The 19,799-nt window shown below is 52.5% G+C and carries 18 protein-coding genes; 2 read left to right on the top strand and 16 right to left on the bottom strand.

What is annotated here, in order from left to right:
- Positions 1-355: 355 nt before the first annotated feature.
- The 3 genes from A3848_RS06675 to A3848_RS06665 all read right to left on the bottom strand — a co-directional run bounded on the left by A3848_RS06675 (position 356) and on the right by A3848_RS06665 (position 3,161).
- The gene (locus tag A3848_RS06675) at positions 356-1,000 is read right to left on the bottom strand and encodes an XTP/dITP diphosphatase (protein WP_074084169.1); all 645 of its coding nucleotides are present in this window, start codon (positions 998-1,000) and stop codon (positions 356-358) included.
- A gap of 2 nt (positions 1,001-1,002) precedes the next feature.
- On the bottom strand, positions 1,003-1,761 hold the full coding sequence (gene rph / locus A3848_RS06670; protein WP_074084168.1) for a ribonuclease PH: 759 nt from the start codon (positions 1,759-1,761) through the stop codon (positions 1,003-1,005).
- A 275-nt stretch (positions 1,762-2,036) separates the two neighbouring features.
- On the bottom strand, positions 2,037-3,161 hold the full coding sequence (locus A3848_RS06665; protein WP_074084167.1) for a GerMN domain-containing protein: 1,125 nt from the start codon (positions 3,159-3,161) through the stop codon (positions 2,037-2,039).
- A 175-nt stretch (positions 3,162-3,336) separates the two neighbouring features.
- On the opposite strand from A3848_RS06665, the gene A3848_RS06660 reads away from it, so the two are divergent.
- Both A3848_RS06660 and A3848_RS06655 read left to right on the top strand, forming a co-directional pair.
- Entirely contained in the window at positions 3,337-3,948 is a 612-nt protein-coding gene (locus A3848_RS06660) for a phosphatidylglycerophosphatase A family protein (protein ID WP_074084166.1), read from the top strand.
- Between the two features lie 91 nt (positions 3,949-4,039).
- Entirely contained in the window at positions 4,040-4,852 is an 813-nt protein-coding gene (locus tag A3848_RS06655; RefSeq protein WP_074084165.1) for a hypothetical protein, read from the top strand.
- 205 nt (positions 4,853-5,057) lie between these two features.
- Here A3848_RS06655 and A3848_RS06650 read toward each other — a convergent pair whose 3' ends face one another.
- The 13 genes from A3848_RS06650 to nifD all read right to left on the bottom strand — a co-directional run bounded on the left by A3848_RS06650 (position 5,058) and on the right by nifD (position 19,777).
- The gene (locus A3848_RS06650) at positions 5,058-6,143 is read right to left on the bottom strand and encodes an MBL fold metallo-hydrolase (RefSeq protein WP_244169723.1); all 1,086 of its coding nucleotides are present in this window, start codon (positions 6,141-6,143) and stop codon (positions 5,058-5,060) included.
- Positions 6,140-6,886 (bottom strand): class I SAM-dependent methyltransferase, encoded by a 747-nt coding sequence (locus tag A3848_RS06645; RefSeq protein WP_074084164.1) that lies wholly within the window; start codon positions 6,884-6,886, stop codon positions 6,140-6,142. Before A3848_RS06645 ends, A3848_RS06650 begins: the two co-directional genes overlap by 4 nt.
- Positions 6,887-7,116: 230 nt before the next feature.
- Positions 7,117-8,808 (bottom strand): glycoside hydrolase family 13 protein, encoded by a 1,692-nt coding sequence (locus A3848_RS06640; RefSeq protein ID WP_074084232.1) that lies wholly within the window; start codon positions 8,806-8,808, stop codon positions 7,117-7,119.
- 388 nt (positions 8,809-9,196) lie between these two features.
- Positions 9,197-9,970, bottom strand: coding sequence for a Cof-type HAD-IIB family hydrolase (locus A3848_RS06635; protein ID WP_074084163.1), 774 nt, complete (start codon positions 9,968-9,970; stop codon positions 9,197-9,199).
- A 249-nt stretch (positions 9,971-10,219) separates the two neighbouring features.
- On the bottom strand, positions 10,220-10,876 hold the full coding sequence (locus A3848_RS06630; RefSeq protein WP_256702196.1) for an aldo/keto reductase: 657 nt from the start codon (positions 10,874-10,876) through the stop codon (positions 10,220-10,222).
- 134 nt (positions 10,877-11,010) lie between these two features.
- On the bottom strand, positions 11,011-12,153 hold the full coding sequence (locus A3848_RS06625) for a homocitrate synthase/isopropylmalate synthase family protein (RefSeq protein WP_074084162.1): 1,143 nt from the start codon (positions 12,151-12,153) through the stop codon (positions 11,011-11,013).
- The gene (locus A3848_RS06620; protein WP_074084161.1) at positions 12,150-12,902 is read right to left on the bottom strand and encodes a HesA/MoeB/ThiF family protein; all 753 of its coding nucleotides are present in this window, start codon (positions 12,900-12,902) and stop codon (positions 12,150-12,152) included. The genes A3848_RS06625 and A3848_RS06620 overlap by 4 nt, the downstream gene beginning before the upstream one ends.
- A gap of 40 nt (positions 12,903-12,942) precedes the next feature.
- Complete coding sequence (locus A3848_RS06615; RefSeq protein WP_074084160.1) at positions 12,943-13,509, bottom strand: DUF269 domain-containing protein; 567 nt, start codon at positions 13,507-13,509, stop codon at positions 12,943-12,945.
- Positions 13,493-13,906, bottom strand: coding sequence for a nitrogen fixation protein NifX (nifX, locus tag A3848_RS06610; RefSeq protein ID WP_074084159.1), 414 nt, complete (start codon positions 13,904-13,906; stop codon positions 13,493-13,495). Before nifX ends, A3848_RS06615 begins: the two co-directional genes overlap by 17 nt.
- Positions 13,881-15,209, bottom strand: coding sequence for a nitrogenase iron-molybdenum cofactor biosynthesis protein NifN (gene nifN, locus A3848_RS06605; protein ID WP_074084158.1), 1,329 nt, complete (start codon positions 15,207-15,209; stop codon positions 13,881-13,883). Before nifN ends, nifX begins: the two co-directional genes overlap by 26 nt.
- Complete coding sequence (gene nifE, locus A3848_RS06600) at positions 15,199-16,563, bottom strand: nitrogenase iron-molybdenum cofactor biosynthesis protein NifE (RefSeq protein ID WP_074084157.1); 1,365 nt, start codon at positions 16,561-16,563, stop codon at positions 15,199-15,201. The genes nifN and nifE overlap by 11 nt, the downstream gene beginning before the upstream one ends.
- A 200-nt stretch (positions 16,564-16,763) precedes the next feature.
- On the bottom strand, positions 16,764-18,323 hold the full coding sequence (gene nifK / locus A3848_RS06595) for a nitrogenase molybdenum-iron protein subunit beta (protein WP_074084156.1): 1,560 nt from the start codon (positions 18,321-18,323) through the stop codon (positions 16,764-16,766).
- The gene (gene nifD, locus A3848_RS06590; protein ID WP_074084155.1) at positions 18,320-19,777 is read right to left on the bottom strand and encodes a nitrogenase molybdenum-iron protein alpha chain; all 1,458 of its coding nucleotides are present in this window, start codon (positions 19,775-19,777) and stop codon (positions 18,320-18,322) included. The genes nifK and nifD overlap by 4 nt, the downstream gene beginning before the upstream one ends.
- Positions 19,778-19,799: the final 22 nt, after the last annotated feature.

Below are 19,799 nucleotides of genomic sequence, written 5' to 3'. Positions count from 1 at the left end.
AGCCTGCAATTTCGGTAACGTTGTCTGGTGTGCGAAGCTGGTCTTGTGCTTGAGAAGTTTGTTCTATGCGTTGTTGTCGGGCAATACCTGCCTACAAAACGATTGGGAGGGATGTTGTACATAGAATAAGAGGATTCTTAACAAAGGAAAGGATGAAGGTAATTCTTATTTTCATACAAAGCACCGGATTAAGCTAGGGGGAAATTTCCATACTTAGGGGATAATATCATCTAATTTCCATTTATCACTGCATAAAAAAAGTCTGCCGCAGCTCTCGCGGACAGACTTTCTGAAGGGGACAGGCGAGGCATAAAAAGCTGGGATAGAGCAAAATACCCGCCTGTTTTTTCTTTTGTTATTGGCCTTGAAGTTCCTGCTGCGCCGCAAGCTTTCCGGTTAATAACCGCAATGCCTTGCCCCGGTGGCTGATGGCCTGCTTTTCTTCCAGCGTCAGCTCGGCCATGGTTTTTTCGTACTCTGCCAGGTAAAAGAGGGGATCATAGCCGAAGCCGCCGGCCCCCGCCTGCTCGGAGGTAATCCAGCCCTCCACAGTTCCCTCAGCGGTCAATTCTTTGCCCGTAGAAGGATCGTACAGGGATAAGGCGCAGACGAAGCGGGCCGTACTAAGCAGCGGCTGTCCGGTGTCCTCGCCCTGTTTCAGCTTCTCCAGCTCGTTCAGCAGCTTCAGATTATTCTCATGATCACTTGCACCTTCACCTGCATAACGGGCCGAGTAGACCCCCGGTCTTCCCTCCAAGGCATCCACACACAGACCGGAGTCATCTGCCAGAACAGGGAGGCCGAGGGCATCCCCGACGGCTTGGGACTTCTTCAGTGCATTCTCGGCAAAAGTCGCCCCATCCTCCACCACATCGGGCAGATCCGGGTAATCGAACATGCTTTTAACGGTTAGGCCGAGCGGAGCAAATGCATGCTGAAACTCCCGCACCTTGCCCTTATTCTTCGTCGCGACAATCAGAATACCGCCCCCGGAATCCATTGCTATACCTCTTGCCCAGGCTGGCCTGTGGGGATCTTGAGCGCGATCGCTCCGAGCACTTCCTTTTGTACGGCAATCAGTTCGTAGATCCCTTTCTCACCCAGACCCAGCAGTTGATCCAGCTCCTGACGGGTAAAAGGACGCTCTTCTCCGGTACCCTGGACTTCTACAAACGCCCCGCCTCCGGTCATGACCACGTTCATATCGACTTTCGCTTTGGAATCCTCTTCATAATTCAGATCAAGCAGAGTCTCGTCGCCGACAACCCCGACACTAATCGCTGCAAGATAGTCCGTAATTGGAAATACGCTCAGTTTATGCTGAAGCGCAATTTTGTTAATCGCAAAGGCCATAGCTACAAAAGCCCCTGTAATCGAAGCTGTCCGTGTTCCGCCATCCGCCTGAATAACATCGCAATCCAGTGTAATGCTGCGCTCGCCAAGAGCGTGCAGGTTCACTACGGAACGCAGTGCCCGCCCGATCAGACGCTGAATTTCCATCGTGCGTCCGGTCAGTTTGCCGCGTGCCGCTTCACGCTGGTTGCGCGTCTGCGTGGCACGGGGAAGCATGGAATATTCAGCGGTTACCCAGCCTTTACCCTGTCCTTTCAGGAATGGAGGAACCTTCTCGTCAACCGTGGCTGTACAAATGACCTTGGTGTCCCCCATTTCAATGATCACGGAACCTTCCGCGTATTTATTGGTTTGAGTGGTTATTGTCAGCGGCCTAAGCTGATCTGCATTGCGCCCGTTTGATCTCATCTTTTCTGCCTCCTACATCTCTAGCTCTAAGTTTGTTGTGTGGCCTCAGCGTCCGCCCTCTTACATTCTACGCAGAAAGGGATGCCGTCCCCGTAAAGATCAGGACGGCATCGCCTTGAAATTTCATCTATAAGATTCGGAAAGCTAAGCACAAATACCTGCAACGCTTACGGCAAACAGCCGGTTCAGAGTTCTCTGACTCCAAGTAGCAGCGTAGCAAGCTTTATTCTACCAAAGAGCAGGCACAAAAGCATCTTTTGACCTTACTTTCGATTTTACAGCGGTAGCACATTCACATATTCCGGGGCTGATACCGGCTGCCCGTAGTCAACGTTATTGGTGCCGGTTACTGTTTTTTGCCCGTTCATGCGGATTTGCACCATCGCATCGTCGGAGTTCTGTGCAACCGTAAGTACAACGGATTCAAGCATTTCCGCCGGTACTCCCTTGCCGTCCGCGAACATATCATCATTCAGAGAAACAGTGACCACCCCGTTCTGTCCCGCTTCCACCGAATCCAGCACCGTTTCCTGAGTCATTACCGTCTCCAGTCCTTTCTGCGTTTCCGGACCGGCAATCAGTTCATTCAGCGCTGCCTTCAGGGTATCCTGCCCTGCGGGTACAAAGCGGGTAACCGGTACATAATATTGATAACTGCCGTCCGAAGCTGCTGCTGAAAAATATACCGTGACCGCGCTGGAATTCATCAGCAGCGGTCCGTTTTTGGGGAGGTTAATTCCGAGGGTGCGGGTTAACGGGCGGTCCACCGGCGTGCCCTGCAGCGGCATCTCCGTAAGTTTTTTCCCGTCAACCCACAACTGCACGCCCTGAATTCCGTCCTGTCCGGTCAGCGTCCAGGTGACCGCTTCAAGTATTTTGCGTTCATCTGCCGGTTCGTAATCATTAAACTTGGAGTTGAACTCAACCACGGCCAGCTTAGCTTTGTCTACGGTGATGTTCTTCACTTCCGTTCCGGCAGGCAGCACACCCTTGAAGCCCTCGGGTAGTGCAGAGGCATAGTTTCCTTTGTTGACCAGTGCGGTCAGGGAGTCCTTCAGCATAGCGGTATCGTCGCCTTCCGGCAGGCTTAGAGATACCGGGGCTAACAGGCCATTTCCATCCTCCAGGAAGACGGTTGTCCGCTCTCCGGCTGCAGCAGCAGACGAAGTATCCGTACTCACTCCAGCGGAAAGGTCAGCTCCATCCAGTGCTGCGGGCCCGAGCAAACCGGTTTTCAATGCCCCGTCACCGCTGACTTGCAGCATTTGCGCTTCGACCTCACCAGGCGGAGGATCTACTGATGCCGATTCCGATCCGAACATACTGCAGCCGGACAAGGTTAACGGAACCGCGAGCAGGCAAGCTGCGGAGAGCCCGCGGATGTGTTTCATATGCTTCATGAATGATTACCCCTTTCAACGCTTGAGATCAGTTGTACTGCTATGTATACGAGCCCTCTGCTCAAAAAATAACAACAGCTTATCCTAAATTCCCGGAATCTGGACAATTGCAGCACAGGCAGGTTACAATTTTCTAAGCTATCCAAACTAAGACACATTTACGGGGTGACTGATCATGGCTGATGCTAATGCAAAAATACCTTACAGTCTAAACAGCAAAAAGGTCGCGGAAGCAACCAGGTTCTGGCTGCATAAACGCGGAGTAACCTTGGAAGAAATCGCCGAGCTGGTAATGCTGCTGCAGAAGAAATATTATCCGAACCTCACCATGGAAGAGTGTGTCCATAACGTAGAGATGGTACTGAGCAAACGCGAGGTACAGAACGCCGTTCTGACAGGTATCCAGCTGGATGTGCTGGCAGAAGAGGGCAAGCTGCTCTCCCCTCTGCAGGACATGATAGAAAATGATGAGAGCTTGTATGGCGTCGATGAAATTCTGGCTTTTTCCATAGTGAACGTATACGGGAGCATCGGCTTCACCAATTACGGTTATGTGGACAAGCTGAAACCAGGGGTTCTCGAACGGCTGAACGACAAAACTACCGGCCAAATCCATACCTATCTGGACGACATTGTAGGAGCGGTGGCTGCTGCCGCCAGCTCGCGTATCGCTCACCGGAAACAGGCCGAACGTGAGCAGGAGCTTGGTCATCCGCATGCGCCCGAGGATCTTGAGGAAGCCCCACGGAAGGCAGCGTCGGAGAAAGAAAAGACACAGCCGGAATAGCCGTCAACGTGTTAAATGGTATACCGACTTCGGACGGACCCCTAGGACTGGTCTGCTCCGGATAATAGATGGTAAGGAAGGTGAGCACAGGATGACCTATCCCTTTGTGATCAGCCCCATGCTGGTACAGGATTTTGAGAGTGAAGATGAGCTCATTGAGCGCTGCAAGGAATGGAACCTGTTATCCACCACAGCAACCCGGGTCAAAACCTATCTGTACAAGCGGCAAGGGCTTACTTTGCCCTGTGAGATTGTAGGATATGTTGATCCTCAGACCGTTGTGATACAGTTCGAGAACAACCAGCAGCACTGCATTCATCCTGCTTATCTAAAAGAAATGCAGACTGCCGCCTTCGGTTCAAGAGCAGGCACTGTTTCCGAAGCGGCGAAGACGGAGGATTCAGGGAATGACCCTGAAGAAGCTGTGGCGGAAGAGGGGGCAGCAGATGCTGTAGGTTCAGCAGCCTGCCCGGAAAATAGCGGAGACGAAGAGGCCACACCATCAATGGCTGTTAGCTCAAGGGCTGAAGAAGCTGTAGCCATTGTAGCCGGCGAACCACCGGAAGCTCCAAAGAAGAAACCGGCCAAATCCCCAAAGAAGGTGGCCCTAGTTCTGCCTGAAGAGAAGCTGCAGATGACGGCCGTCGTCAAAGAGTTCACAACCGTGCCCAATCATTTCTCCGATAACGATGACGAGGTTATCATCTATGAGGGAGTGGCTGTGGAGGGCCACGACCTGGCTATCGATGAAATCTGGTCCAGCCACAGCGCAACGTTAAAAAAACTGGAATTGGCTGTTGGCGATACCGTGTCCTTTGAAGCAAAGGTCGTGGCCAAGAAGCTCACTCAGCATCCTGTGAAGTACAAAATCAACAACCCGTCCAAGATGAAAAAGGTAGAATAATCGTTACGGTTCAGTACAAATTGACTGTTCGGGCGGTCCAACAACGGCATTTCTGCAGTTGTTTCTGAGCAAACCAGCCCAGGGTGCTTCAACAACGGCATTCCTGCCGTTGTTCCTCAAAAAGGCCAGGCCGCGTATGCATGGGGTTCCCCCTGTGTCATACGTGGCCTGGCCTTTATAATGTTGCTGCTGGTTTACACGCAGCTTACTCCACTGCCGCGAACGTGGTCACTCCGCCGCTCTCCGGCCGGATGACCTCCGCCCGCTCCCGGCGCACCAGCTCGGCCAGATGGGCCAATGCCTCGCTCATGGCGAACCGCATCTGGTGTGCGTTCGACACGCGGCTGCGGAACAGCGCTTCGCATACCGCGAAGCCGCTGAGCGGGCCACCCTCAAGCAGAGCGGCAGTCGTATCCAGCCGCTCCTCATGATGGCGCAGCAGGCTGTCCGCCCGCTCCGTGAAACCCGCGAACGGTTTCCGGTGGCCCGGAAACGCCTGAGTTACCCGGAGACTACGCAGCTCGCGCAGCCCCTCCATGAAGGTCAGCAGCGGCTGCGGATCGCTGCCCGGCTGCAGGCTGACATTGGGCGAAATCTGCGGCAGCACAGCATCGCCGCACAGAACTTGCCCGCTGCCGCCATGATAAAAGGACACGTGCCCCGGTGCATGTCCACCGGTCAAGATCGGCTGCCACTTGCGGTTCCCCATGTGGAACGGCTCCATGGTATTGAGATAGGTCACCTCTGGCTGAGGGGTGACCTGGGGCAGGAAGCGTTCCAAATGCTCCCGGATTCCCTGTATCCACTCCTCAGGCATGCCGTTGCTGAGGAAAAATTGCGGCAGCGCTTCATTCAGAGTAGCCGCCTCTCCCCAGGTCAGCCGGGCTTCGGCATGGGCCCGTCCCGACATCCAGACCTTACCTCCACTGCGGGACTGCAGCCATCCTGCAAGACCGTAATGGTCCGGATGATGATGCGTGACCACAATATCCCGAATCTCACCCCATGAATAGCCCAGCTCCTTCAACACATTCTCCCAGGCAAGCTCCGCTTGGGGCGTATGCGGACCAGGGTCGATAACCGTAAGCTGTCGGTTCCGATCAGGGAGAATATAGCTGTTCACCTGACGCAGCGGCAGGTCCATCGGAACCGAGACCTGAATAATACCGCCTTCCCATGAGTTCATACCAACCTTTTGCATGCTATCGCTGCCGCCTTCCCCCGGGATCAGGTCTATCTTCCTCACGCTATCGTCACCGCCTTCCCCTGAGGTTAGTTCTGTCTTCCTCATGATCCCTTCACCGGACGTACACCCGTAAAAATCATCCGCCCGGAGCTCTCCGCCACATACTCCTCTTCCTCATAGCTGCCGTGGACCGCCTCCAGTTGAAGGCCTGCGGCTGCAATCATCTCGCGGAATTGATCCAGCGGATACAGCTTGACGCGCTCATGGTACTTACGTGAAGCCCCACAGGACTTCGAGGTCAGGATGATATCCTTCTTGACATAACCATCCTCAATCCGCCGCGACTCATCAATCAGAGTATCCCCATCCTCACGGACGGAGTGCGGAACCAGATGGCGGATGACATGAGCCGGATTCAGAAAATCCACTATGAATTTGCCGCCCGGTACAAGCATGCGGCGGATTTCCCGCAGCACCTTCACCTGCTCCTCATCCTCTTCAAAGTAGCCAAAGGAAGTAAACAAATTCACCACAGCCTCAAAGCCGCCCTCAAGCGGCAGCTGACGCATATCTGAACGTATCCAGGTCACGGCTTCGGCTCCGGCCTGTGCCCGCGCTTCACGCAGGAGCGCCTCAGACAGGTCCACACCGGTAACCTCATATCCCGCTTCCGCGAGCGCCAGAGAATGGCGTCCCATGCCGCAGCACAGATCAAGCACCCTGGCACCCTGAGGCAGCTCCAGCCATCCGATCATCCGCTCCACTTCACGCCGCGCCCCGCCAAAATCCCGGTGTCTGTATACAGTTAAGTAATCCTCACCAAAACTCTCCTCATACCACTCACCCATGTTCCTTCTCCTCCCGCAGCAGCACCTGCACAAACCTCTCTATGTATGCTACGCGTGTATTCGAACCAAGCTCTCCCGATTCCAATGGCGATGCCCCTTATTTTTCTCAGAATAACGGGTTTGAACATATCACCTAATGTAACGCAATTGTACCGTCTTTTATAGCTAAACTCAAAAAAGAGTCGCCATTTCGCCATACTTCCCGCGTCATGGCAACTCTTTAGACCACTCTAATTCTGTCGCTGCAGATATACTCTTGCTTCATAAGGACGAAGCTTCAGATTTCTCAGGTCTTCCTCATTAATTGGCGTGTAATTAGAGATCAGCAGCTCCAGCTTCTGTGACTGAAATTCCCCCGGCAGCTCAAACACCGGCTCCCGCTCAAAGAAATTCAGCACCACCAGCAGCCGCTGATCCTCAAGTGTGCGGGTGTACGCATAAATTTCCGGGTGCTCTCCCAGTAGCAGGGCGTATTCACCGTAGACAATGACCTGATGTTTTTTTCTCAGCTGGATCAGCTTCTTGTAATAATGATAGATCGAGTCAGGGTCCTTGACCGCACTGGCTGCATTAATCTCCCGGGAATTGGAGTTCACCCGGATCCACGGTACGCCTTCCGTAAATCCACCGTCCTCTCCATCGTTCCATTGCATCGGCGTGCGGGCGTTGTCCCGGCTTTTTTTATGAATTGCGGCCATGATATCAGCTTCGGGAACGCCATTCGTGCGCTTTTCCTCATAATAATTCAGTGTTTCTACATCCCGGTAATCATCAATCGAATCAAAGCCCGCATTGGTCATCCCGATCTCCTCACCCTGGTAGATATAAGGGGTTCCCTCCAGCATATGAATAAAGGTAGCCAGCATTTTGGCCGAGGGGATGCGGTAATACATATCGTTGCCGAACCGGGATACCGAACGCGGCTGGTCATGGTTGCACAAATAGTTGGCGTTCCAGCCACTATTATGCAGGACCGTCTGCCAGTTACTGATGATCTTCTTGAGTTCCAGGAGACTCCAGGGGACCGTATCCCACTTTCCTCCGCCCGGAGCCGCGCAGTCCAGATTCATATGCTCGAATTGAAAGGTCATGTTCAGCTCGCGGCGTCCGTCACCGACATAATCCAGTGCCTGCTCCGGGCCAAGCCCCGAAGTTTCGCCAACCGTCATAATATCGTAAAAGTAGAGCACCTGCTCGTTCAGATTGCGCAGCAGCGTGTGCACATGCTCCAGATTGGAGAACATGTCATACGCCCGCACAGTCGTCGTACCCTTAGGATTCAAGGCGTCGGGATACCCGTCCTTCTTCACAATATGGGCGATTGCGTCAAAACGGAAGCCGTCGATTCCTTTCTTCAGCCACCACTGCACCATTTCATGCAGCTTGTCGATCACGGCGGGATTCTCCCAGTTCAGATCCGGCTGAAATTTGGAATACAGATGCAGGTAATATTCATCCGTCTTGGGGTCGAGCTCCCAGACCGAGCCGCTGAAATAAGACTCCCAGTTGTTCGGCGGACCGCCGTTTTTACCTTTTCTCCAGATATAATAATCCCGTTTGGGATTATCCTTAGAGCTTCTGGATTCAATAAACCAGGGATGCTGATGGGAAGTATGGTTCAGCACCAGATCCATCATCAGCTTCATCCCGCGGGAGTGCATCTCCCGCAGCAGCCGGTCAAAATCATCCATCGTCCCGAATTCCTTCATAATGTCGCAATAATCACTAATATCATAGCCGTTGTCATGGTTCGGCGATTTATAAATCGGGCAGATCCAGATGACATCCACGCCCAGATCCTGCAAATAATCCAGCTTAGACATAATTCCGCGCAAATCACCGATCCCGTCACCATTGCTGTCCATGAAGCTGATCGGATAAATCTGGTACACTACGCTTTCCTTCCACCATTTCGGGTTCACAAGGATTCCTCCGCTTCTGCGATTCCTGCTTGGATAAGAAATATGTTCCGGCATAAAGGACTTCCCGGCCTCTTGCGGACACATTAATATATCTTAACCACTCCAGAGGAAGGGAATAACAAATTTCTTATAAAACCTTCATTTCAGCAAATAAAGCGGCAGCAAAAAAGACAGGAACGCCTTCGTATAGAAGTGCTCCCGTCTTCTGATTGGATTATGGCCCACTATGCTCAGCAGGATTGTGCTATTGATTCAGTTTGCAGCGTGACTGCCGAGGTACTCCATTTGCCTATGGGAGGCATGGACATTCGTCTCGTAGGCTGCTATTTATTTCCCGGAAAAATGGATGTTCCTACCGTCTGGGCAAGCTAAAATTTGCACCTTTCCTCTACAACAGCCCCACCATTCTCAAGCCCTCAAGAATTCCATTCTCACTGACTGGCTTGGTAACATAACGCGCGGCAGCCTTCACTTCATCTTCTGCATTGCCCATCGCGATACCATGACCCACAAAGCCCAACATCTCCAGATCATTCAGTCCATCACCAAACGCATAGATATCTTCCTTCCGGACCCCGAGCGATTTCATCATTTGAGCGATGCCCCCCGCCTTCGAGCCATTTCCCGGCAGCACATCCATACACAAGGGATGCCAGCGTATAAAATGAAATTGCGGGTAAGTCTCTTCGTATAACACCTGATTTTCCTCGGGGCAAAAAATCAGCGCCTGATAGATTTCGTGCTGCAGAAAATACTCCGCATCATGTGTCGGAAACGCCAGCTTCAGCGACCCGATACTGGTTCTGATATACTCATGCTCCGCAACATTCACCTTCATGCCTACGGCATCAATATAAGCCACCGGATGATCATTTTTTTCGGCAAACAGGGTAAGATCCTGCAGGGAAGAGGTATCCAGCGGGTTGCGGTAAATCACTTCTCCTTCAAAAACAACATACTGCCCGTTGAGCGACACATAAGAATGAATGTCCAACTCTTCGCGCAAATCCTCGAACATGTATGCGGCTCTGCCTGTGGCAATCGCTACGTGGTGTCCTTGTCTTTTCAGTTCAGCAATGGCTTCCTTCGTTGACGCGGGTATGTTCTTCTCCTCATCATAGATCGTACCGTCAATATCGAAAAAGATTGTTTTCTTCGTCATAGCTTCTCCATTCTCCTTATCCTTGCTCTCTCTGCTTAGCCTTCCTGTTCAAGATTGTAGAGGCTTGTAGTATGCGATGCAAGCTGTCTTTGCTCAAAAACCGTAAATTCCAGAGCGCAACCGGAGTGTAAAAAGAAAAAAACGGCCTCCTCCTCTCCTGCAGGATGGCAGCCGTTTCTCCTAGGCAAACTTTAAAATAGCTTTACTGAAATCCGATACTAATGAGGAATATATAACCCTCCCCAACATTTAGATATCAAGCTTACGGTTGCTAATCCATTTCACCATTTCAGGATCACGATGAGAGAAGAACAGGGACTGTTTCGTATCCAGCGCAGCAATCGACGCCATATCCTCTGGATCTAATGCAAAATCAAAGATATCGAAGTTTTCAATTATTCTTTCTTTACGAACAGACTTTGGAATCACAACGACTTCTCTTTGTGTCATCCAGCGTAAAACCACCTGAGCAACGGATTTATTATACTTTGCAGCGATGGATACCAGTACCTCATTCTGGAACAGGTTGTTTTTCCCTTCAGCAAAAGGCGCCCAGGATTCGATCTGAACATGATGCTCTTTCATAAAGTTTGCATTTTTAGTTTGTTGATTAAAAGGATGCGTCTCAACCTGGTTTACGGCAGGAGTCACTTCATTATGAATAATCAAATCGATCAGACGATCCTCATGAAAGTTGCTGACCCCAATAGCCCGCACCTTACCTTCATGGTACAGTTCTTCCATTGCGCGCCAAGAGCCGAATATATCTCCGTAAGGCTGATGAATTAAATACAAATCCAAATAATCCAGCTGCAATCGTTCCATTGATTTTTCAAATGCTTTTTGGGTGCGGTCATATTCAAGCGCCTGAGAGTATAAAAAACAAGCAGTGTCCGCCTCCCCCAAGGAAGACACCACTGCCTGCACTGCCCATACTCCCGACTGCGAGAATTCCTAACGTTGGGCTCAGCCCATTGCCGGAATCTTGCCGGTAGATAAGACAACCTCATTTTCACCGTAACCGGCAATACTCCTTATGCTTATACAGCATTCTGAGCCCGCTGCTGCTCCTCCATCAGCCACTGCACCAGCATATATTCCGGGACCGTGCCTTTATGGGACTCCGCGTATTCTCGGACACGCTCCAGCAAATGCCCTGCGGTATCCGGGGTAATCTGGAGGCCCCACTGGTCCAGCACATGGGATACGCCGCCGGTGCCGGAATGCTTGCCGAGTACAAATTGATGGCTCCGGCCCACTTCCGCGGGATCAAAGGTCTGGTAAGTAGCTCTCTCCTTCATCAGCCCGTCCACATGAATTCCCGACTCATGGGTAAAAGCCAGCTGCCCGACAATCGGTTTGGCATCGCCAACACTTCGTCCGGAAGCAGCAATCACCTTGTCGGCCAAGCCTTTCAGCAGATCAAATCGGACGTTACTCTCTCCGCCATACAGATGGTGCCAGGCCATAGCGACTTCCTCCATGGCTGCGTTGCCGGTCCGTTCTCCGATTCCGGCCACTGTGGTGCTGGCCCAGACTGCCCCTGCGGCTACGCCGCTGAGCGTATTCGCGCAGGCCAGGCCGAAATCGTTATGGCAGTGCACCTCCAGCTCGACATCTGCAGGAACCTCACCAAGCAGCGTGCTTACCCGCTCGGCGATCTGTCCCGGATGATGCGCTGAGACGGTATCCGCATAACGGAACCTGCGAATGCCCTCCTTATATAGAGAATTCACCAGCTCAACCAGAAAACCCATGTTGGCCCTGGACGAATCCTCCATTCCCACCGACACCGTCATCCCGAGCGACCGGGCGTATTCCGCTGCACCCAGCAGCTTGTTCAGTCCCTCCGCTGGCGTTAGCCCCAGCTTGCCATGCAGCTGAATCTCCGATACCGGAATAGACACATGGCTCCAGTTCACTCCGGTAGCCCGTGCCTTGTCGATATCCCCCGGTACCGAGCGATTCCAGGTCATTAGCTTCATGGGGAGATTCAATTCGGCAATTGCCGCAATATCCTCCTGCTCCCGTTTACCCATGGCAGGAATTCCCACCTCTGCCTGTTCAACTCCGCTCTCCGACAGCAACTTTGCGATTTCCAGCTTTTCCGCCCTCGTGAATGAAACTCCAGCCGCCTGTTCGCCATCCCGCAGTGTCGTGTCACATAGCTTGAGACTTTTCACGGTGTACCTCCTTCTCCGCAGCAAGCGCAATTCGGATTACGGGAAATATGGACGCTGTAACAGGCGAAGTCGAGTGAGCTGAAGCGATGCATCACGCCCGCATAAGTTGTCCCTACCCCTGTAATCCATTTTACGGCTTCCAGCGCAGCCATACAACCTGCAATTCCGGATGTCGCTCCCAAAACTGGAAATCCAAGCGGCTCCCACTGAGGCTGCACATCCGGGTATAAGCACTCGAGGCAGGGTGTAACACCAGGAATAACGGTGGTAAGCGAAATTTCAAATCCGTACATTGCAGCTTCCACCATAGGTGTGCCGGTATCTACACACAGGCGGTTCAGAGCATACCTCTCCGGAAAATCATAACGGGCGTCGATTACAATATCTGCGTCCTGTACCCAGGGTTTGGCAAGGTCATATTCAATTCTTGCATTATATCCCTCGATCTCGACATGCGGGTTCAGGCGCTTCAAATGGGTTATAGCTGTACTGATCCGTTCCATCCCCAGATGATCTGTGTCCATTAGAATCTGCCGGTTGAGATCAGGCGGGACAATTATTCCTTCATGGGCCAAAATAAGCTTGCCAACGCCCGCCGCGGCCAGATACATCGCTGCCGTTCCTCCAAGTCCGCCAATTCCGGCTACCATGACCGTCGCTTCCTTGAGCGCCTTCTGCCCGTCTTCACCCAGCAGCTTCAACTGCCGGGCATACCGTTCCAGCTCCAAACCTCCGGCAAGCTGCTTCATCCCCGATTCCCCCTGTGACTGAACATTAGATTTCTGGTCCCTAGCCTTCCAGACTCAGCAAACCGTGGAAGGCAGACATTTCATTATATTTCTCCAGAAACGCAAGGCCTTCCTCGATACATTCCACTCCATAACGAATAGTCTTCTCCTCGGAGGTGAACGGGAAAGGAGCACCGGCCCGCAGACTTTTGAGCACCAGAATCACACGCCCGGTGTACAGCAGCCCCCGCCCAAAGCCCTCTACATTAATCTCGGCAGTACTTTGCACCATGGTTCCGCTCTTCTCTTCCATGACCCCGGCGATCGCCTGGAACAGAACCGGAACCTGCTGGCGAACCTTCGGTGATACGGCACAGTTGAATTCGGATTTATCCTTGTCCTCGGCCGAAGCCAGAAACAGCTTGGTTATCTTCTCTTGCGGGGATAGCGAAGCATGACGTCCGAAGAAGTCGGCTGTATCCAAAAGATTGCACAAACGGCGGACAAAAGCATCCGCCGTATCCTGATCCAGTTCTTTTACCGCCTTGCGGCGGCGGGGTTGTACCGACGCCTCCTCTTGGAAAGTTTCCGCCTGAAATGCCAACCTGTCATTAGCCAACGGTTCCATTCGCTTCCTCCCCTTCACCTGTGCCTTCTTCTTCTTCTGCACGCAGGACTTTGGCCAGCCACATCGGCGGCTTGCCCTGAAGCATCTCAACCAGACGTTTCACCTGCTCATCAATCGGGCTGCCGAAGGGAACCTTGACCGGCATTATCTTGCGGCGTGTCACCCGCGCCGCGGCTGAAGCGCCGATCTGCATGATGAAGATCAGCGTACAATCCTCTACCGCCGCCAGGCGGCTGTCAATTTTCCCGGCTTCATCCTGATTCAGAACGACCGGCAGCTTGCGTAGCTCAAGAAGTTCACCGCCATTTTTGGTCACATTATATACGGCGAACATAGGACTTTGCCCGAAATGGGCATTCACCCGGTTTCCATCATCTGTGGCGAATGCTACTTTCACGGCGGCCCACCTCCCTCTGCATTAACAAATTCCCTGCTTTATTACTCCATTCCATAGCCCCTCTATATCCAACAGAGACTGACATATATGCCCCCAGCTCATTCCATACCGGAAACCCTGCCGGCATAAATGCCGCTTCCATCCGCTGCGCTCCGGCAATACCATGCGAATTGCTGATCCATAGATCAGCGCCTGTGCCCAGCACTTCGGCATCGTCCAGGTCCCCTACCCATACCTCGCGCTCCATCCCTGCAATCAGCGGTGTTTCATAGGAGGCGATCAGCGCTTTCTGCTCCACACCCAGCTCCTCAAGCCACCCGGAGACCGAGTACAGGTGGTCTGGCTCCAGCGCAGCCACAACGGACATTCCGGCGAACTGGAAATGCGCGTCAAGCATGCTATCGAGCAGATTTTCCCGCTGCCAGCAATACCGCAGCGGCACCGGCTCTCCGCTGATCTGGTGCAAAAAATGCAGCAGTTCATCCGAAGCCTTAAGCCCCATCGCACTCTCGAATACCTTGTACGGCGTACCGAGCGCATTATGAAGTCTCCTTGCCGGGCGCTCCATACTGCCGCCGATCGCGATCGTCAGTCCGGACTGCAGGCTCTGCAGCATGGAATCCAGCGGCACACCGCCACGGGTCAGCGGGGAGAAGCCGGTCAGCAAATGCCCTGACAAGGAAGTTGAAATGTCCGGCAGCGCAATAACCTCGAATCCGAAGGAAGATATCATCTCCTTCAACTCCATCACATCCGCAGGTGTCAGAAATGATCCGGGCAGCAGTGTAATCTGCCGGGTATTTACGCTTCGTGAGCCCTTATGCCCTACTTGCTGGATCATCTCATCGATCATGGACTCCACGGTAGCGCTGAAGCCGGATTCAAGTGACCCGCGGAAATCCGGCAATACCACGGAAAAAGCAAGCCCCCCGCGCATATTCCGTTCCCGCTTGTAGGACTTGAGCATGCTCTGATAATCCACCCCGGCCACATCGGTCAATTCCGTCCCGATGATCCCGATAATATCAGGCCGGTGCTTGCTTAACACCACATTCAGGGCCTCTTCCAGATTGCGGTTCGCGTCAAAGATCACATCCATCTCCTGCAGCGCGGAGGTCTGAACGGCGATCGGCTCACGAAAGTGACGGGTCAGCAGCGCCTTGGGAAAAGCAGAGCAGCCCTGCGAACCGTGCATCAGCGGCATGGCACGGTAACAGCCCTGCAGTGCCAGCACGGCGCCGAGCGACTGGCCGATTTTGATCGGATTGACCGAAGCCGGCTTCTTCCTTCTGTTAACGGTCATAGGGAGGCGCCTCCTTATCCCATGGGGCCGGAGTGGCAGTCAGCTTCCAGATCGGATTGGCCAGGGAATAGGTCAGCTCCTTGGCGAGCCGCAAGAGCCCTTCGTAACCAGCGTAAGCCTTGTGTCTCTCCTGGTTGATATCAATGAACGGAATCTGTTCCTTCATGGCCACGTACATATTACGGCCGCCTGCGATCATAATGTCCGCTTTGCGTTCCCGCACCGTTTTGAGGATGCGGCTGGCTCCGCCTTCGGGAATATATTCGGTGTCATCCCCCACACGGTCGGCAATCCGCCGAACGTCATCTTCCGTGCTTTTGTTCGTGCCAACGCCCACCACCTGAACACCAAGCTCCTTAAGTGCAGAAATAACGGACCAGCTTTTGACACCGCCGGTATAGAGCACCGCCTTCTTACCTTTCAGGATCTTGCGGTATGGACGAAGATCCTGGGTAAGACGGGCCTCTTCACGTTCGGTCAGGCGGTCTACCCGGCGCTCCATTTCGCGGTCATTCATCAAATAAGCCATTTGTCTTAGCGAATAGGTCGTTTCCTTGGCGCCATAGAATGAGCCCTCAAAGTATGGAATTCCGTATCTGGACTCCATTTCCCTGGCGAGTCCCAGCAAAGCCCGGCTGCAGACAACCATGTTCACCTTCGCACGGTGCGCCCAAGTAAGCTCCTTATAGCGGGCATCTCCAGTAATACGTGAGGTTACCGAAATACCTGCGTTGTTCATCAGCTTCTCGATATCCCACATCTCACCGGCAATATTGTATTCACCTATTAGGTTGATACCCATGGACATCTCGGGAGCCGGTTCTCCGGTGCCGATAACATATTGCAGCAGCGCATCTCCGGCCAGCCGGTTGCCGAGATTCTTGCTGCCGACAAATCCGGGACTGTTCACAGGGATGACCGGGATGCCGAGCCGCTCGGCTGCAGTCTTACAGACAGCATCCATGTCTTCACCAATCAGAGCAGTCACACACGTTGAATATACAAATATTGCCGGAGGCGCAAAGCGCTCGGCAATATAGTCAATACTATCCTTCAGTTTCTTTTCTCCGCCAAAAATAATATCGGAATCCGTAAGATCCGTAGCAAAACCATATTGAGACAGGGACGGGCCGCTGGACAGGGTTCCCCTGCTCTCCCAGCTGTTCCCGGCACAAGCAATCGGACCATGGACAAGATGTGCAGCATCCATAATCGGCAGCAGTGTAATTTGGGCTCCGTCGAAGGAGCAGCCTCCAGCCGCTTCACCCGGTTTGGGCCGTGGACAGGGCTTTACTTTTGGAGCCAGGCTCCCGCAAGCCCCGGAGTCAAATTCGTCTTTTCGAACAGGTTCCATCGGCTCTTCATCTCCTTCGCAAAAAGTTGCTTGCTTCACGCAAACCTTGCGCTGCTAAGACGGCCATTCTACATGATTGCCAAATTCCCGGCCTGCCCCGTCCCAGAAATTCGGCTGAAAGAATCCTTCGCCGAGATGTAGGGACCAGAGAACGCCGGGTGAAATCATTTTACATTTATTCTGCTTCAAGTAAGAATTTCTCACCTAACCAAATCATAGTTAAAGCCGGAGTGGTTACGGTCAAGCTCATCCAGCACGGTATTCACGATCAGGCTCAGCAGGTTCAGAGTACCCTGGTAACCGATAATGGGATAACGGTGCATGTGATGACGGTCGAGAATCGGGAATCCTACCCGGATCAGCGGTACACCCGCGTCCTTGGCGGCGAATTTCAGATGCGAGCTGCCGATAGCCAGATCAACCGGATCATTCAAGAGCAGCGAACGCATATGCCAGAGATCATTGCCGATGTACAGGGTAGCCTCCGAGCCATAAGGGCTTGAATCCAGAAGAGCCTGAGCTTCATCTTTAAATTTCACATCATTAAAATCCACATCACCGTTTGAGCAGACGATATGCACGGGTTCCATCCCCACTTCGAGGCAGAATCCAATGAGTCCGATCAACAGGTCAGGATCGCCTACGAGCGCCACCCTTTTGCCGTGCAGATAAGGGTGGCTGTCCGTCAGGGCATCCACGACTCGGCCCCGTTCTTCGGTAAGTGAAGCTGGAACCGGAAGACCCGTCAGCTCGCTGACCGCTTCCAGCAGCTTATCCGTACCGGTGATCCCCAGTGGTGTAGACATTGCAGTGATCGGCTGGTTCCAGGTTCCGCTGATAAAGTCCTGTGTCTTTTTCAGGGTGTATTTTTGAAGAGACAGCGAGCCTAGCGCATTGGCCGCCAAGGGCACATCAGCAAGCTTCGTACCGCCGTAATAATATTCATACTCGCCTGTTGCCGGAGAGTCATAGTTGCCGCTGTGGTCACCAAGGATCGTATATTGGGTATCAAAGGCTTCAAGAATTTTGCGGATTTCCGCAAAGTTGCCGGTGTAAGGCTCAAAACCAAGCATTACATTCAGCTTCTCACCGGATTCCGTACCGCTTCCAGGGCTAGCCTTAATTCCAGAGCGTTCATACAGGTAGCTCAATATGCCTTTCAGCATGGAATCATAGCCGGTGATATGCGAGCCGACAAAGCTCGGTGTATTACAAAAGGCTACCGGAAACTCTTCCGTGATCACGCCTTTAATGCGGGCATTGCCAATAAAAGACGAAAGGTCGTCACCGATAACTTCAGCCATACAAGTTGTACAGAGGGCTACCATCTCCGGTTTGTAAAGGGCAATACTGTTCTCCAATCCGTCGATCAGATTGTTCATGCCGCCGAATACTGCTGCATCTTCGGTCATGGATGAGGAAACCGCAGGCGTAGGCTCTTTAAAGTGGCGGCTGAGGTGACTGCGGAAATACGAGTTGCAGCCCTGCGATCCATGAACGAATGGCAGTGTTTTCTCGAATCCGAGGGCAGCCATCACCGAGCCGAGCGGCTGGCAGGCTTTATGCGGATTGATCACAACCGCTTTACGGTCAAAGTTCTTTTCCATATATTCTGCAGATTTGGAGTAGGCCAGTGCTTCCGCTGTATCCTGCTCGCTGCAGGGTGCCTCAAATTGCTTTTTATTTGCCCGCTGCTGAACGTAGCGTTCCTCTGCAAATAGCGAGTTGTAGTCTGGAATATCCAGTTTTTCCTTACTCATACGCCCGCCCCCTCCTTCTGCGCTTTTTCCTTCTTGCTGATCAGATTCCATACCGGACTGTTCACGGTCATATCCATATCCTTGGCAAAAATCTTAAAGCCGTCAAACCCGTGATACGGACCGCTGTAATCCCAGGAATGCATTTGGCGGAACGGAACGCCCATCTTGTGGTACACATACTTTTCTTTGACGCCTGAGCCTACCAGATCGACATTCAATTTCTGAGCGAGCTCTTCCAGCTCATACGCAGTCGGGTCATCCATAATGATGGTTCCTTCCTTCATCATCGGGAAGGTCTTTTCATAGTCATCCTTATGGGCAAATTCATAACCGGAAGCTACGATATCCATGCCCAGATCTTCATAAGCGCCGATCGTATGGCGGGAACGCAGTCCTCCGATCATCAGCAGAACCTTTTTGTTTTCCAGACGCGGTTTGAATTTATGGATGATTTTATCCATTTCCGGTTGGTGTCTGGCAATCATTTTCTCACAGTTCTCCTGAATCGTTTCATCGAACCGGGCTGCGATCGCACGGAGGCTCTCATAGGTCTTAGTTGGACCAAAGAAATTGTATTCCATCCATGGAATATCGTAGGCCTTCTCCATATGCTCCACCATATAGTTCATCGAGCGGTGGCAGTGGATCAGGTTCAGCTTAGCCTTATGGGCAATTTCCAGTTCGTTCAGAGTACCGTCCCCAGACCACTGGGCAATGACGCGAAGGCCCATTTCTTCCAGCAGAATCCGCGAAGCCCATGCATCGCCGCCGATATTATAATCGCCGATGATATTGACATCGTATGGGCCGGTTTCAGCCAGCTCAGCTTTGCCAAGTACGAAATCACGAATAGCATCATTGGCAATATGGTGACCCAGCGATTGGCTGACACCGCGGAATCCTTCACAGCGTACCGGAACAATCGGCATTTCCAGTTCTTTGGACATTTTTTTGGATACCGCTTCAATATCATCGCCGATCAGACCGACCGGACATTCGGATTGTACTGAAATCCCTTTGGCAAGGGGGAACATTTCTGTGATCTCACGCATAATCACTTCCAGCTTCTTATCACCGCCGAATACGATGTCCGTTTCCTGAAAATCACTGGTGATCTGCATAGCCGTAAAATTATCGATTCCCAGCGTCCCGTTGGCATAGTTGCGGCGTGTACCCCAGCTGTACTGTCCGCAGCCGATGGGACCGTGGCTGATATGAACCATATCCTTGATGGGCCCCCATACCACACCTTTGGAGCCTGCATAAGAGCATCCGCGGGGGGTCATTACGCCCGGACGGGATTTAATATTAGATTTCAGGGCACAGGTGCCGCAGGATTGAGCTTCTTCGGTATTGATCTGGAAATGCTTTTCACGGTCTTTCTTTGCTTTTTTGGGATAGGCTTCCAGAACCTCTTCTACTAATTTCTTATTCTCTTCGATATTCAGTCCCATTTATTGACCCTCCTTATCGTGG

This window comes from Paenibacillus sp. P32E (genome assembly GCF_001909085.1).
Lineage (GTDB): Bacteria > Bacillota > Bacilli > Paenibacillales > Paenibacillaceae > Paenibacillus_AQ > Paenibacillus_AQ helianthi.
Note: the sequence above shows the minus strand (reverse complement) of the source record. Positions and strands in the feature narration are given on the sequence as shown.